Annotated in this window: 7 protein-coding genes; 5 read left to right on the forward strand and 2 right to left on the reverse strand. The window is 60.4% G+C overall.

What is annotated here, in order from left to right; all coding sequences use genetic code 11:
• Positions 1-9: 9 nt before the first annotated feature.
• Positions 10-1,788, forward strand: coding sequence for a UbiD family decarboxylase (locus tag VQ071_RS16220; protein WP_340515138.1), 1,779 nt, complete (start codon positions 10-12; stop codon positions 1,786-1,788).
• Between the two features lie 1,038 nt (positions 1,789-2,826).
• A complete protein-coding gene (locus VQ071_RS16225) occupies positions 2,827-3,654 on the forward strand; it encodes an acyltransferase domain-containing protein (RefSeq protein WP_340515139.1) in 828 nt (275 codons plus the stop codon).
• A gap of 1,510 nt (positions 3,655-5,164) precedes the next feature.
• Here the strand turns inward: VQ071_RS16225 and cls are convergent.
• Together cls and VQ071_RS16235 are read right to left on the reverse strand one after the other, a co-directional pair.
• Positions 5,165-6,616 carry a cardiolipin synthase gene (gene cls / locus VQ071_RS16230; RefSeq protein ID WP_340515140.1) on the reverse strand — a complete coding sequence of 484 codons (1,452 nt, stop codon included), beginning with the start codon at positions 6,614-6,616 and terminating at the stop codon, positions 5,165-5,167.
• 96 nt (positions 6,617-6,712) lie between these two features.
• Complete coding sequence (locus tag VQ071_RS16235) at positions 6,713-8,269, reverse strand: ABC-F family ATP-binding cassette domain-containing protein (RefSeq protein ID WP_340515141.1); 1,557 nt, start codon at positions 8,267-8,269, stop codon at positions 6,713-6,715.
• Positions 8,270-8,488: 219 nt separating this feature from the next.
• Between VQ071_RS16235 and VQ071_RS16240 the strand changes: the two genes are divergently transcribed.
• The 3 genes from VQ071_RS16240 to VQ071_RS16250 all read left to right on the forward strand — a co-directional run.
• Complete coding sequence (locus VQ071_RS16240; RefSeq protein ID WP_340515142.1) at positions 8,489-11,554, forward strand: ATP-binding protein; 3,066 nt, start codon at positions 8,489-8,491, stop codon at positions 11,552-11,554.
• The gene (locus VQ071_RS16245) at positions 11,554-12,678 is read left to right on the forward strand and encodes a response regulator (RefSeq protein ID WP_340515143.1); all 1,125 of its coding nucleotides are present in this window, start codon (positions 11,554-11,556) and stop codon (positions 12,676-12,678) included. The genes VQ071_RS16240 and VQ071_RS16245 overlap by 1 nt, the downstream gene beginning before the upstream one ends.
• 106 nt (positions 12,679-12,784) lie before the next feature.
• Positions 12,785-16,613: NHL domain-containing protein (locus VQ071_RS16250; RefSeq protein WP_340515144.1), on the forward strand; the 3,829-nt coding region annotated here is incomplete at its 3' end.

Below are 16,613 nucleotides of genomic sequence, written 5' to 3' on the forward strand. Positions count from 1 at the left end.
AGGAATTCTATGAGCTTTTCTTCGCTTCGTCCTTATCTGGAAATGTTAAGACGCGAGGGCGACCTGGCCGTCATCGAGACGCCGGTCGACCCCGTGCTGGAGATCGCCGAGATACACCGCCGGGTCATCGATGCAGAGGGCCCGGCTTTGCTGTTCACAAATGTGAAGGGCGGCGCGTTTCCCGTCGTCACCAATCTGTTCGGCACGAGCCGCCGTGTCGATCAGGCGTTCGGACCGCGCCCCGAGCAGCTCGTGAATCGTCTGATCGGGGCGATGGACACGCTGATGCCGCCGACGCTGCCCGCGCTCTGGCGCGAGAAGGACATGCTGCTCGACCTCATGAAGGTCGGCATGAAGAAGGTATCGCAGGACGCCGCGCCCGTGCTCGGCGTCTCGAAGCGGGAGCGGCCGCTCGCCGGCATTCCTGCGCTGACGTGCTGGCAGGAGGACGGCGGGCCGTTCATCACGCTGCCGCTCGTCTATACGGAGTCGCCCGCACACGGCAAGCAGCACAACCTGGGGATGTACCGGATGCAGGTTTATGACGACAGTACGACCGGCATGCACTGGCAAATCCACAAGGGCGGCGGCTTTCACTATCACGAAGCCGAGCAGATGAACCGCGCGCTGCCGGTGTCCGTGTTCCTCGGCGGTCCGCCCGCGCTCATCGCCTCGGCGATCGCGCCCGCACCGGAGGGGCTGCCCGAGCTGCTGCTCACCTCTCTCATCCTCGGCGGCAAGCTGCCGATGGCCGAAGACCCGCTCGGCGGCCACCGCATTCCGGCGGAGGCCGAGTTCGCGATCAAGGGCAGCGTGCCGCCGCATCTGCGGCGTCCGGAAGGACCGTTCGGCGATCACTTCGGCTACTACTCGCTTACGCATGACTTCCCGGTGCTCAACGTCGATCATGTATGGCATCGCAAGGACGCCATCTACCCGGCGACGATCGTCGGCAAGCCGCGCCAGGAGGACTACTACCTCGGCGAATTTCTGCAGCGGCTGCTGTCGCCGGCGTTCCCGATGGTCATGCCGGGCATCCGCAGCCTGTGGACATACGCCGAGACCGGCTTCCACGCGCTCGCGTCCGCCGTCGTCCGCGAGAGCTACGCGCGCGAGGCGCTCGGCACCGCGTTCAGCATCCTCGGCCAGGGTCAGCTGTCGCTGACCAAGTTCCTCATGCTGACCGACCGCCCGGTCGAGCTCGAGCGCTTCACAGAGCTGCTGACGGTCGTGCTGGAGCGGTTCGATCCGCTGCGTGATCTGTTCGTGTTCGACCATACGTCGCACGACACGCTCGACTACACCGGCCGCCGCCTCAACCACGGCTCCAAGGCCGTCATGATGGGCGTCGGCGATCCGGTGCGCGAGCTGCCGCATGCGTATGACGGCGGCGACCTGCCGGGCGTCGCGGACATCAGGGTGTTCAGCCCGGGCTGCCTCGTCGTGCGCGGCGATACGTTCGAGCGCGAGCCGGAGCTGGCCGAGCGGCTGGCGGAGACGCTGTCCGCGCGCGGCGACTGGGCATGGCCGCTCGTCGTGCTGGCCGACGATGCGGACATCGCCGCGTCGGAGCGGCAGTTCCTGTGGACCGTGTTCACCCGGTTCAACCCGGCGCACGATATGTACGCCAGGACGATCGCGAGCCGCCACCATATCGGCTACGGGCTGCCGATCGTCATCGATGCCCGCATGAAGCCGGGCTACCCGGACGAGCTGTTCCCGCGCGAGGATGTCGTGAAGCTGGTCGACGACCGCTGGCGGGAGTACGGCATTCGCGGCAAAGCTTAATCGGTCGATCGAACGAACGAGCGCCGTCAGACGTTAGCGTCTGGCGGCTTTTTGGCATGCAGCCGGAAGAGGAGCGGGTACGAGACGACGCCGATGCGCAATAATTACATAACCGCTGAATACGACCGTCGGGACGATCCGGCGGGACAGGAACAAGCTCTATCGGCGTCGCGAACTGGCCGATCGGCACCGCGAACTTGCAAATCGGCACCGCGAACTTGCAGATCGGCACCGCGAACTTGCAGATCGTCGCCAGAGCAGGCTGTCCGCTTCCCATTGACCGCGACCTTGCGAACGTAGGGGCACATCCCCGACTGATGAAGAAAGGGGGGAGGGAGGGCTTCAATGTTGTCAGGTTAAGAACCCTGCCGCTCCCCGGCGCGTGGTCTTCATGAATGTATTGTGCTTGGTCTGTTTGTTGCGTTTGAACGAGCGATCCTGGACGACAGGGATGCGGCTACGTTGAAGTTCTTCCCCAAACCGTTCGTGCAACACAGCCTTGAAAGGAGATAACTGCCAAACCGCAGTTATTTTCTCCTGCGCCAGGACATCTGGCAGCGATAACTGCATTTATACAGTTAATTTCGAGCCTGAGCCGGATGACGGTCGATTTTCGCGAGATTAACTGTATATTCGCAGCTATCGCTCCGATAAATGCCGCCACCACGGAGATTAACTGTATATTTGCAGCTAACCTGACAACATTGGGGGGGCTTGGGGGCTTGCTGCGCTGTATGCGCGGGATTGCCGTTGGAGTGGTCAAGGGGCGGGGCTGAGGGCGCTGCAAGCGCGGAATACGCCGTTCGGGCGGGCGATACAATCTGCAAGCCGGGCATCGACAGACCTGGATCAATCATGTCATAATCAGCATTAGCAACGTGCATGCGACAGGTGGTTTTTTACACCAACGGCAGCACGAGGAACCGTATGACCACCAGACTACAAGTTTGCTGAAAACGAAGCCGGCGGCGATTCGCGGGTATGCCTTCAGAAGCGGCCGCTGCTCGTTGTGCATGAGGAGAGGGGGGGCGAGTTAGCGTGGATACGTTGGCACTATGCGAGGCAATCGGCCTCGCGCCGGAAGCGACTGCGATCGTCCGGCAATATGAAGAGCGCGAGGGACATGCCTATCGCACGTACAAGACCGCATTCTGGCAGGATCGCGAAGCCATGCTCACAGCCGTCAGGGAGAGGGCGGACTATCGGCAGCTGCTGCTGTACTTGTTCGCGAGATTCGCGGCCGATGCGCATGAAGCGTACTGTGTGCGGGGAATTTCAGACGACATATTCGTCGATACTTTCTCGGATATCCGGATCTGGAGTGAGGTATGCAAGCAGCAATACGGGGAATACGGCATCGAGGAATCGGGCTGGCTGCAGGAGCATGTGCGGCTGGCGCTGTTCAGGCTGGGCAGGCTGCAGTTCCAGCCTTGGGCGCTTGATCGGGACATTACGGCCAACGGTCGTCGATATACCAAAGACCAGATCGTGCTGAACGTACACATCCCTGCCGGGGAACCGCTTGACCCGGAGGCGGCCGCAGCGTCTTTTGCGCAAGCGCGCGCTTTTTTCCGGGGCGTGCCGCCTGTGTTCGTCTGCGCTTCGTGGCTGCTGTATCCGGGACTTGGCGAGTTGCTGCCGCCGGATTCGAACATTATGCGATTCCAACGCGGCTTCCATATTTATGCGGCGGACGACGCTGCGCGTCAGGCGGAGGAGCGCATATTCGGCTGCCTGCGGGACGATCCCGCCGAATACGAGACGCGCACGGGTCTCCAGCGTCGGGCTCAGGCTTATCTGGCCGGTGGCGGCAAGCTGGGGATGGGCTCCGGCATATATGCGATCGAGGAGGAGGGGGCGGGCTGACCTCGGCTGCCTCACTCGTCGTCGCGTGCCGTCTTAACGTTCAATAACGTCAGATCGTCGCTATATCGCGATAGTACCGCACAACGGCGGCGGAAATCGCGGCTGAGTGGCCGAGTTATGCGATAGTACCGCACAACGACGGCGAAATCGCGGCTAGGTGGCCGAGTTATGCGATAGTACCGCACAACGACGGCGAAATCGCGGCTGGGTGGCCGAGTTATGCGATAGTACCGCACAACGGCGGCGAAATCGCGGCTAGGTGGCCGAGTTATGCGATAGTACCGCACAACGACGGCGAAATCGCTGCTAGGTGGGCGAGTTACACGGTAGTATCGCACAACGGCGGGGGAATCGCGGCTGGGTGGCCGAGTTATGCGATAGTACCGCACAACGGCGGCGGAAATCGCTGCTGGGTGGCCGAGTTATGCGATAGTACCGCACAACGACGGGAAAATCGCAGCTGAGTGGCCGAGTTATGCGATAGTGCCGCACAACGACGGCGAAATCGCGGCTGGGTGGCCGAGTTATGCGATAGTACCGCACAACGGCGGCGGAAATCGCGGCTGAGTGGCCGAGTTATGCGATAGTGTCGCACAACGACGGCGAAATCGCGGCTAGGTGGCCGAGTTATGCGATAGTACCGCACAACGGCGGGGAAATCACGGCTATGTGGCCGAGTTATGCGATAGTATCGCACAACGGCGGCGGAAATCGCGGCTGAGTGGCCGAGTTATGCGATAGTGCCGCACAACGGCGGGGGAATCGCGGCTGGGTGGCCGAGTTATGCGATAGTACCGCACAACGACGGCGAAATCGCGGCTAGGTGGCCGAGTTATGCGATAGTACCGCACAACGGCGGCGGAATCGCTGCTAGGTGGCCGAGTTATGCGATAGTATCGCACAACGGCGGGGAAATCGCGGCTAGGTGGCCGAGTTATGCGATAGTATCGCACAACGGCGGGGAAATCGCTGCTGGGTGGCCGAGTTATGCGATAGTACCGCACAACGACAGCGAAATCGCTGCTAGGTGGGCGAGTTACATGATAGTACCGCACAACAGCGGGAAAATCGAGGTATGTTGGCCAAGATACACGATACAATCGTGCAACGACGGCGAAATCGCTGCTAGGTGGGCGAGTTACACGATAGTGCCTCACAACGGCGGGTAAATCGAGGTTTGTTGGCCAAGATACACGATACAATCGTGCAACGACGGCGAAATCGCTGCTGGGTGGGCGAGTTACACGGTAGTACCGCACAACGGCGGGAAAATCGAGGTTTGTTGGCCAAGATACACGATACAATCGTGCAACGACGGCGAAACCGCTGCTGGTTGGGCGAATTACACGATACGATCGTGCAACGCCCTTCGCGCAGCGCTCCGTTATCGCTCCCCCGCCCCGCGCAGCGTCCCCGTCATCGCTCCGCTGCTCCGCGCGGCCGTCAGCAGCAACGCCAAACAGCGTCAGAGCATCGCCCTGACGCTGTTTGGCGTTGACCGTTCGCTGCTTCACAGGATCGGCGACAGCAGCCGCGAGATCGCTTCCTTGAACTTGATCCGCAGCGGCCGGCTGCGGTATATGTCCATCGTCAGCAGCTCGGATACGGCGATGTCCCGCTTGAACGCCTCGACGAGCTGCTTGGAGACATCCGCGTCGTAGAGGAACGCATTCACCTCGAAGTTCAGCTTGAAGCTGCGCACGTCGCTGTTCGCGGTGCCGACGGAGGCGATCTCCTGGTCGACGACGAGCGTCTTGGCGTGGATGAAGCCGTTTTTGTACAAGTAGACGTTCGCGCCGGTCTCGAGCAGCTCGCCGATATTGTAGAGCGTCGCCCAGTAGATGAACATGTGATCGGGCTTGTCCGGGATCATGACATGCACCTGGACGCCGGACAGCACGGCGATGCGGAGCGCATCGAGCATGCTGGCATCCGGGATGAAGTAAGGCGTCTGCAGATAGACCGAATGCTTCGCGGCCGCGATCATCTTGATATAGCCCTGCTTGATATGCTCCAGCCTGGAGTTGGGGCCGCTCGACACGATCTGCATGCCGACCTGTCCGGCAGGCGATTCCTCGGGGAACAGCTCCGGCGTGTAGGTGATATCGTGCTTGCGCGCGGCCTGGTTCCAGTCGAGGATGAAGCGGGTCTGCATGCTGTGCACGGCCGAGCCGCGCACGCGCAGATGCGTGTCGCGCCAGTATCCGAACTTCGGATCGAGGCCAAGGTACTCGTCGCCGACGTTGAAGCCGCCGATATAGCCGATCCGCCCGTCGACGATGACGAGCTTGCGATGGTTGCGGTAGTTCATGCGCAGATTGACGAGGCGGAACCGCGACGGGAAGAAGGCCGCGGCTTCGCCTCCCGCCTCGAGCAGCGGCTTCAGCAGACGTCTGCTCATTCTTCGCGAGCCGAGCTCGTCGTACAGCAGCCGTACCTTGACGCCTTGCCGGGCCTTTGCGGCCAGCGCAGCCAGCACTTCGCGTCCGAGATTGTCGCAGCGGAATATATAGGTCTGAAAATGAATGCTCTCCCGCGCCGCCGCGATGTCCGCCAGCAGCCGGTCGAACTTGGCGCGGCCGTCCGTCAGCGTCTCCACCGCATTGTCCCCGCTCCACAGCGCGCGATTGCCTCTGAGATGCAGCTGAATCAGGTCGCTGTGCCGCGCGGCGATCTCGCCGAGTCCGGCCGTCGCCTCGCTCGTGCGGAGCGAATCGAGCTGCGCCTCGGACTGATTGCGAATGCCGGTCTTGGTCAGGTCGCCCCACTTGAACAGCTTCACCCTGCGATAGTCCTGGGCGAGGAACAGATACATCGCAAAGCCAAGAATCGGGATGAAGTAGAGTACGAGCAGCCACGCCCAGGTCGATCCGATATCGCGCCGGCCCTGGAAGACGACGAAGATGGCGAAGATCATGTTCAGGATGAGGAACAAGCCGAGAATCATCGATGTCAGGCTCAAAGGGCTGCCTCCTCCCGGTTCAATGTGATCTGCCTTCCGTCCGCCGGCAAGACCGTTCGCGCCATCTCGCTCTCTCCTTTTAAATGCCGTACCTCGTCAGATCAGCTTCGTCGTCCACGACTCGCCGTTCCAGACGTCGGTCGCCACTTCCCGGTAGAACTCCGGCTCATGGCTGATGAGCAGGATGCTGCCGCGGTAAGCCTTGAGCGCGCGCGCCAGCTCTTCCTTGGCGTCGACGTCGAGATGGTTCGTCGGCTCGTCGAGCACGAGCAGGTTGGACTCGCGATTGATGAGCTTGCACAGCCGCACCTTGGCCTTCTCGCCGCCGCTCAGCACGGAGATGCGGCTCTCGATATGCTTGGTCGTCAGGCCGCACTTGGCGAGCGCCGCCCGTACCTCGAACTGCGTCATCGAGGGGAACTCGCGCCATACCGACTCGATGCAGGTGTCGTCCGCGCCGCCCTTGACCTCCTGCTCGAAGTAGCCGACGAACTGATTGTCGCCGCGTTCCACCGTGCCCGCGAGCGAAGGGATCTCGCCGAGCAGGCTGCGCAGCAGCGTCGTCTTGCCGATGCCGTTGGCGCCGACGAGCGCGATCTTCTGTCCCCGCTCCATGAGCAGGTCGATCGGGCGGCTGAGCGGCTCGTCGTAGCCGATGACAAGGCCCTTGGCTTCGAAGATGAGGCGGCTCGAGGTCCGCGCCTCCTTGAAGTTGAACTCCGGCTTCGGCTTCTCCTTGGCGAGCTCGATGACGTCCATCGCATCGAGCTTTTTCTGCCGCGACATCGCCATGTTCCGCGTGGACACGCGCGCCTTGTTGCGCGCGACGAAGTCCTTGAGGTCCGCGATCTCCTGCTGCTGGCGTTTGTACGCCGACTCCAGTTGCGATTTTTTCGCCTCGTGAAGCGCCAGGAAGTTGTCGTAGTCGCCGACATAACGGCTAAGCTGCTGATTTTCCATATGATAAATGAGGTTGATGACGCTGTTCAGGAACGGAATATCGTGCGAGATGAGAATAAAGGCGTTCTCGTATTCCTGCAAATAGCGCTTGAGCCACTCGATATGCTGCTCGTCGAGGTAGTTGGTCGGCTCGTCCAGCAGCAGAATATCCGGCTTCTCGAGCAGCAGCTTGGCGAGCAGCACCTTGGTCCGCTGGCCGCCGCTCAGATCGTTGACGTCCCGGTCGAGGCCGATGTCGGTCAGCCCCAGGCCGCGCGCGATCTCCTCCACCTTGGCGTCGATCAGGTAGAAGTCGTTCGTATTCAGAATATCCTGAATCTCGCCCACTTCCTCCAGCAGCCGCTCCAGCTCCTCGGGCTCCACGTCGCCCATGCGTTCGTACATGCCGTTCATCTCGGCTTCGAGATCGTTCAGATACTGGAATGCCGTCTTGAGCGCGTCGCGGATCGTCATGCCCTTCTGCAGCACCGAATGCTGATCCAGATAGCCGACCCGCACCTTGCGCGCCCATTCGACCTTGCCCGCATCCGGCTCGAGCTTGCCCATCACGATGTTCATGAAGGTCGATTTGCCCTCGCCGTTCGCGCCGACAAGCCCGACATGCTCGCCCTTCAGCAGGCGGAACGATACGTCGTTGAAGATAGCCCGGTCTCCGAAGCCGTGGCTTAAGTTTTGCACGTTCAATATACTCATGGGAATCCCCTTTATATTCGGTAATCGCGCGTCTATGCGCGCCATTCTACATTATAGTCTGCGGCAGGCGCCAAAAGGAAGACCAAGTTATGAGAATCGTGCCTTCGGCTGCGGATTAACTGTCAAATGCATTCGAATCGCGTTGGGCGACAGGTGGAGACGGCATGGTATGATAGACAGAGAATGCCACGGGAAGATCACAAAAGGCCAGGGGACTTCATGAAAAGTAGAAAATTCGCTATTGCCGCCATTGCGCTTGCCATATTGATACTTCCGGCCGCCTGGCTGGCCGCAGGCCGGACCACGAATGCGCCGATTCCTTCCGCCCAAGGCGGTGTGCTCGATCTGAGACAGTGGGATTTTGCAGAAGCCGGCGCCGTGCCGCTGCAGGGAGAGTGGGAGTTGTATCCCGGGCAGCTGCTGACGCCTGGCTCCGCTCCTTCGGGGGGAGGTGCGGAGGGCCGAATCGCCGTCGTGCCCGGTACCTGGAATCGGCTGATCGGCGAGGACCGGCCGCGCTCGCTCGGATTTGCGACGTATCGCTTGCGTATTCTCGTGTCTCCGCGGACACAGGTATATGGCATCAAGACGACCAATATCAGATCCGCGAATCGGATTTATGTCAACGGGACCGAGATCGGCACCGGCGGGCTGCCCGCCTCCTCAAAGACCGCGTCGAAGGAACGCAACATTCCGTATTCCGGCTTCTTCACGGATTCGTCGGGCACGATCGATATGCTCGTGCAGGTATCCAACTACAGTTATTCCTCGGGAGGCATCATTTATCCGATTCTTTTCGGAGACGGCGAGTCGATCGCGAGCCTGGAGCGGCGCAAGCATACAGCGGACTGGCTGGCCGTCGCGGGATTCTCCGTCGCCATCCTGTTTTTTGCCTGTTCCTACTTGCTGCGCCGCAACGAAGCTCGAACGCTGAGCATTCTGGGCGGTATGTCTTTCTGCTCGCTCGTCTACGTCATGACGCACGGCGAGAAGCTCATCGGGCAAATATGGCAGGACATTCCTAACGATATCATGCTTCGCTTGCAGGTAGGCTCCGCCATCGCTTTTTACTTGCTGCTGCTGCAATACATTTCCTCGTTTTTGCAGTCGAAGTTCGAACGCTTGTTCACCCGGTTTAGTCAGTGGACGTCGGCAGCAGGCCTGCTGGCCGACGCCTTCGTGCCCGACCTGTTCGTTTATCGCGCGTGGGCGGCGTTGATTTTTGTGCTGTCCGTCGTATACATGGGTTATGCCGTTCTGGTTATGGCTTTGAGCGTAGCCCGCCGGACCCCGAGAGCAGGGCTTGCCACGCTGAATATCGCGACGCTGTCGATCGCGATGATCGGCAGTCTGCTGGATGCTTACGGCATCAGACAGAGCTTATTTCTCGTGTATTGCGGTTTTTTCCTGTTTCTCGTATGCCAAGCGCTCCAGGTCGCCGTCGAGGCGGCAAGGGCCAACAGAGACAACGAATTGCTGAATCGTCGTCTGCTGACCTTGGACGGGCTCAAGGACGAGTTCCTTGCGCATACGTCGCATGAGCTGCGCACGCCGCTGCACGGTATGATCAATATCGCTTCCTCTCTGGCCGATGGGGCCGCGGGACCTTTGAACGAGCCGCAGCGCAGCCAGGCCCGCATGATCGCAGAGGCCGGCAGGCGGCTGTCGCTGCTCGTCAACGATATTCTTGACTTTTCCAGCCTGAAGCATCACACGATTCAGTACAGGCCGTCCGCCGTTCATCTGCCGTCGGTCGTTCAGTCCGTGACGGCGCTGGTCGAGCCGATGGCGGCAGGCAAGCCGATCGCCTTCGTGCGCTCCTGGCCCGCAGACTTGCCGCTGCTGCATGCGGACGAGGAGCGTCTGCGCCAGGTGTTGTTCAATCTGCTGGGCAATGCCGTCAAGTTCACATCCAGCGGGGAGATCCGCATCAAGGCGGACCGGGTAAAGGACCAGGTATGCGTCGCGGTCGAGGATACGGGGATCGGCATTGAACAGGAGCGGCTCGCGACCTTGTTCGAGTTCTACCGTCCGGGCGACGATCCGGCCAGGCCGGAGGCGAGGGGAACGGGACTCGGCCTTGGCATCGTCAAGAGACTGGTGGAGCTTGGCGGAGGGACGATCTCCGTCACTTCCGAAGCGGGCAAAGGCTCAAGATTCGCGTTCACACTGCCGGCAAGCGGCGAACCCGGCACACAGGAGCAGTCGGACGCCCGCGGCGAAGCGGCCGCAGCGGCCGAATCGACGGCGCCGCCGGATCGGGCCGACGCCGAGCCGGACGAACGGCCGCACGACGGCGCCGACGGGGGGAGCGTGATGATCGTCGACGACGATCCTGTCAATCTGCAGGTGCTGCAGAATCTGCTGTCGCCCCGTCATCGCGTCGTCGCCTTCAGCAATCCGTCCGAGGCGTGGCAGGCTCTGGCTGCCGGCGAAGCCGTCGATCTCGTCGTGACGGATTGGAGCATGCCCGAGATGTCGGGTCTCGCGCTGACGCGCATGATTCGGGAGGTTTATGCGCTGGGCGAGCTGCCCGTGCTGCTGCTCACCGCCCGAAGCTATTCGAGCGATCTTAAAGAGGGATTTGCTTCGGGCATCAACGATTTTCTGACCAAGCCCGTCGATGCCGACGAGCTGCGGATACGGGTGCAGGCGCTGCTGGAGCTGAGAGCATCCATCCGCCGGACGGTAGCGACGGAGATCGCTTTTTTGCAGGCCCAGATCAAGCCTCATTTCCTGTTCAATGCGCTGAACACCGCCATCTCGTTCAGTCCCGTCAATCCGGCCAAGACAACCGAGCTGCTCATGGAGCTTAGCGATTACCTGCGCGGGAGCTTTAACTTTCAGAATCGGGACCGGCTGACGCCGCTGCAGAACGAGTGGCAGTTGGTGCATTCCTATCTGGCGCTGGAAAAGGCGAGATTCGAGGAGCGCTTGCGGATCGAGATGACGGCGGATGCCGACATGCGCGCGATGCTGCCGCCGCTCTCCATACAGCCGATCGTCGAGAACGCGGTGCGGCACGGCATCATGCAGCACAATGAAGGCGGCACCATCCGCATCAGCGTCGTGCAGGCCGACGGACGGCTGTCCGTAGAGGTGAGCGACGATGGAGTCGGAATGTCGCCGCAGACGCAGGAGCGCCTGTTGACGGGCAGAAGCGAGCGTCAGGGCGTCGGGCTGACGAATATTCACAAAAGGCTGCTGCTGTTGTACGGGAAGGGCTTGACCGTCGAGAGCGAGCTGAATAAAGGAACGACTGTAAAATTCGAGGTGCCGTTATGATGAAGACGATATTGGTCGACGACGAGAGACCGGCGATGCAGCAGCTCGCGCGTCTGCTCGACGGCGATAGCCGCGTGCGCATCGTGGGCATGTATACGGCAGCCGCGGAGGCGCTCAACCATATCTCCAATTTAAAAGTAGACTGCATGTTCCTCGATATCGGGATGCCGGGTCTGAGCGGTCTGGAGGCGGCGGGCATCGTTCGCTCGATCGATCCGAACATCCGGATCGTATTCGTCACGGCCTATGCGGACTACGCGGTCGACGCGTTCGAGGTTCAGGCCACGGACTACTTGTTGAAGCCCGTACGGCCGGCGCGTCTCGGGCAGACATTGGACCGGCTGTACGAGGCATATCTGAGCAAGCCGCAGGAGCAGATGACCATGCAGCCGGCTCAGCCGAATGTCCGTTGTCTGGGCAAGCTGCAACTGACCGACCGCGACCGCAGGCCGCTCAGATGGCGCACGTTGAAGACGCAGCAGCTATTCGCCGCGCTCCTGCATGTCGGAGACTGGGTGTCCCGGGAGGACCTGCTGGATATGCTCTGGGGGGAGGGAGACGGAGAGAGGTCGGTTTCCTATCTGCATACTTCGATCTATCAACTGCGCAAGCTGCTGAAAGAGACGGAGAGCGGGGCGGCGGTCGAGTTCGAGCTGGAAAACTACCGGCTGGAGCTCTCGGAACTCGTCACGGATGTCGCGCTGTTCGAAAAGGCGCTATCGGAGCCGATTCCGTGCGAGGAGGGCACGCTTCATTATTATGAGAGCGTTCTCTCGCTGTATCGGGGCGACTACATGGCGGATCTGGATTTTGATTGGTTAAGGAGCACCCGTACCAAGCTGGCCGACGGTTATATGCGCATGTCGCTGAAGGCGGCGGCATACGAAGTGAGCTCCGGAAGATTCGAACAAGCGGCAGCCAGACTCTCCGCGCTCCGCGAACGGAATCCGTACGGGGAGGAGCTGTGTCTGCTGGCGATGGAGGCATGGTTCGGGCTGGGCGACAAGCCGGCGCTGGACGCCTGCTATCGCGCGTACTGCGAAGCTTGCCGCGAAGAACTGCGAATCGAGCCGGCTAACTCTGTCCAGGACAAATACGAGCAATGGAATGCGCGTTTTTTATAGAATTGTCGATTGTTGTCGAAAATCTGTACAGAATCCGCTTAGAGGCGCTTGCTAGACTGAAGTCAACGTGACTTTACTCTAACTCAATCCAAGCGGAGGCGGGACAATGGCAACAAAAAGGAATTCAAAAAAATGGCTGGCGTTATTGCTGGCGGCGATAATAGCGTTTGCCGGCAATTGGCCGACGAGCGGTTCAATGCGGGCTTATGCAGCGTCCGATCCGATCGTGCAGACGGTCGCGGGCTCCGGCGGCGCCGGGAAGAGCGGTGTGGCCGTTACCAGCGTGGGTATGGTACCCGGCGGCGTCGCCGTCAACAACGATAGTGTATATCTGGCGGACAACTTCAACCACGTCATCCGCAAGGTCAATAAATCGACGGGCATCCAGACGATTGTCGCCGGAGACGGATATGCCGGATATACGGGCGACGGAGGGCCGGCGACGTCCGCCAGATTATATGCGCCGACGGACATCGAGCTGGACAGCTCGGGCAATCTCTACATCGTGGACAGCTTTAACCGCGTCGTGCGCAAAGTAACGCCGGGCGGCATCATTACGACGGTCGCAGGGAACGGCACATACGGCTATGATGGCGAGAATCAGACGGCGAAGTCGACGAAGCTGAGCCCTTCGGGCATCGCCGTCGACAGCAGCGGCAACCTGTTTATCGCGGAAAGCAGCAATAACAGAGTGAGAAAAGTGAATACCTCAGGAATGATCTCCACCGTGGCAGGAACGGGCGTGGAGGGCTTCTCGGGCAACGGCGGGCAGGCGACCTCGGCGATGCTTAAATCGCCCAGCGACGTGGCCGTAGATAGCGACGGCAACCTCTATATCGCGGACTTGAACAATTATGTCGTGCGCATGGTGACAAAGAGCGGCGTGATTAACAACTACGCGGGCTCCCATGTCTTCGGTTACGAGGGAGACGGAGGAGTGGCGACGTCTGCCAAGATCGGATTCCCCAACTATTTGACGCTCGATGCGGCCAAAAATTTGTATTTTGCCGATACCAACAAGCATGTGATCTGGAAGGTAACCAAAAGCACGCTCAAGATCAGCATCTATGCCGGCAGCGGGAGCTCCGGTTATGTGGGAGACGGCGGACCGGCGAAGAACGCCAAGCTCGCTTATCCGAACGATGTCGCAATCGACGGCAGCGGCTCGTTGTTCATCACGGACCGCAACAACAATGTCTTTCGCAAGGTAGACAGCGACGGGAACATCTCCACATATGCCGGCAACGGCAGCTCGCGGTATTCAGGGGACGGCGGGAGCGCATTGGAGGCGCAGCTCAATTATCCGTCCAAGATCGCGTACGATTCGGCAGGCAATCTGTACATCGCCGAGCCTCAGAATTATCGAATCCGAAAAGTGGATACGGCCGGACAGATCACGACTTATGCGGGAACCGGCATCTCGGGATTCTCCGGCGACGGAGGGCCGGCGAATGCCGCCAGGCTCACATCACCGAACGGATTGGCTTTTGACGGCCAAGGCAATCTGTACGTAGCCGACACCTTCAATTATCGAATACGCAAAATATCGCCCGACGGAACGATCACGACGGTGGCCGGCACCGGCAAGCGCGGTTCTACGGGCGACGGTGGACCGGCGCTATCCGCCCAGTTCTCGCCGTTTGATATTGTGTTCGATGGGGCAGGCAACTGCTATGTGCTCGACAATGCAGAAAATCGTATTCGGAAGATCGATACGGACGGAATCGTCAGCAATGTAGCGGGCAACGGGTCCTCCAATAGAAGCGGTAATGGCGGCAATGCAGTCGATGCCGGACTTGGTATGGTGTCCAGACTGACGATCGATCGCGCCGGCAATTTATACGTATCCGGTTCGTCATACAATGACGTGGTACGCAAGATCGGCACGGACGGAAAAATAAACGCATTTGCGGGAACGGGCAGCCAGGGCTACTCGGGCGATGGCGGCGCTGCCGTAAACGCAACCTTGAAATCTGTGTATGACATGATCGCCGATGCAGACGGCAATGTGTATATCGCCGACAGCGGCAACAACGTCATCCGTAAGGTAGATTCAAACGGCATCATCACGACCTATGCGGGGACGGGAGCAGCCGGCTTCAACGGAGACGGCAAAATTCCGCTTCAGACCAGCCTCAGCGGGCCGCAAGGGCTGGCGTTCGACCCTGCCGGCAATTTGGTCATTGCGGAATTCGGCAATTCGCTGATTCGCAAGATTTGGGTTCCCGTCCAAAATTCTGCGGTCACGCCTTCCACCGCCGCATTCGATAAGAATCCGGCGAATCAGACCGATATTGTTTTGGACCTGACGGCGAAAGGCAATACGCTAACCGGTCTCTATATCGATCAGACGCCACTGACCGTCGATACGGACTATACGATTAACGACGGCAAAGTAACGATAAAGAAAACGTCGTTGGCCGGGCTCGATAGCGGGAATTACACCATTAAGCTGGTTATGAGCGCAGGTGCAGCCCCCACCGTATCGCTCACGGTTACAGACACGACGCCGGCTGCGGTGCCATTGCTGGAGGCGGATGACTTCGCGTGGACGCCGGGCAGCATAGTCGGCACGACGCAGACGACGAAGCTGCCGAGCGTATCCGGCGGCCACACGCTGAAGTACGTTATCGGCGCAGCCGGAGACAAGACGCGCCCGGTAGCGGGTACAAATGCCGAGACGGCAGGCTACACGAACGTACTGTCCGCGAACAGCGACATCACAGTAACGGCAGATCAGCATCTGTTCATCGCGGAGATCGATGCCAGTGGCACCATCGTCGGCTGGATCGATGTGACGGTGTCGGAGTCGAACATCAAGCAAGCGCCTGTGGCGGTGCCGACGCTCAATGCGAGCGACTTCGAATGGACGCCGGGTAGTATAGTCGGCACGACGCAGACGACGAAGCTGCCGAGCGTAGCTAGCGGTCACACGCTGAAGTATGTTATCGGCGCGGCGGGAGACAAGACGCGCCCGGTAGCGGGTACAAATGCCGAGACGGCAGGCTACACGAGCGCGCTGTCCGCGAACAGCGACATCACAGTGACAGCAGATCAGCATCTGTTTGTTGCTGAAGTGGATGCGAGCGGCGTTATCGTCGGCTGGATCGATGTGACGGTGTCGGAGTCGAACATCAAGCAAGCGCCTGTGGCGGTGCCGACGCTCAATGCGAGCGACTTCGAATGGACGTCGGGCGGTACAGTCGGCACGACGCAGACGACGAAGCTGCCGAGCGTAGCCAGCGGTCACACGCTGAAGTACGTTATCGGCGCGGCGGGAGACAAGACGCGCCCGGTAGCGGGTACAAATGCCGAGACGGCAGGCTACACGAACGCGCTGTCCGCGAACAGCGACGTCATAGTGACATCGGATCAGCATCTGTTCATCGCGGAGATCGATGCCAGTGGCACCATCGTCGGCTGGATCGATGTGACGGTGTCGGAGTCGAACATCAAGCAAGCGCCTGTGGCGGTGCCGACGCTCAATGCGAGCGACTTCGAATGGACGCCGGGCAGCGCAGTCGGCTCGACGCAGGCGACGAAGCTGCCGAGCGTAGCCAGCGGTCACACGCTGAAGTACGTTATCGGCGCGGCGGGAGACAAGACGCGCCCGGTAGCGGGTACAAATGCCGAGGCTGCGGGCTACACGAACACGCTGTCCGCGAACAGTGATATTACAGTAACGGCAGATCAGCATCTGTTCATCGCGGAGGTCGACGCCAGTGGCATCATCGTCGGCTGGATCGATGTGACGGTGTCGGAGTCGAACATCAAGCAAGCGCCGACGGCGGTGCCAGCGCTTAATGCAAGCGACTTTGGATGGACGTCGGGCGGTACAGTCGGCACGACGCAAACGACGAAGCTGCCGAGCGTAGCTAGCGGTCACACGCTGAAGTACGTCATCGGCGCAGCAGGCGACAAGACACGCCCTGTAG

Source organism: Cohnella sp. 56, assembly GCF_037963805.1.
In the GTDB taxonomy this organism is placed as follows: Bacteria; Bacillota; Bacilli; order Paenibacillales; family Paenibacillaceae; genus Cohnella.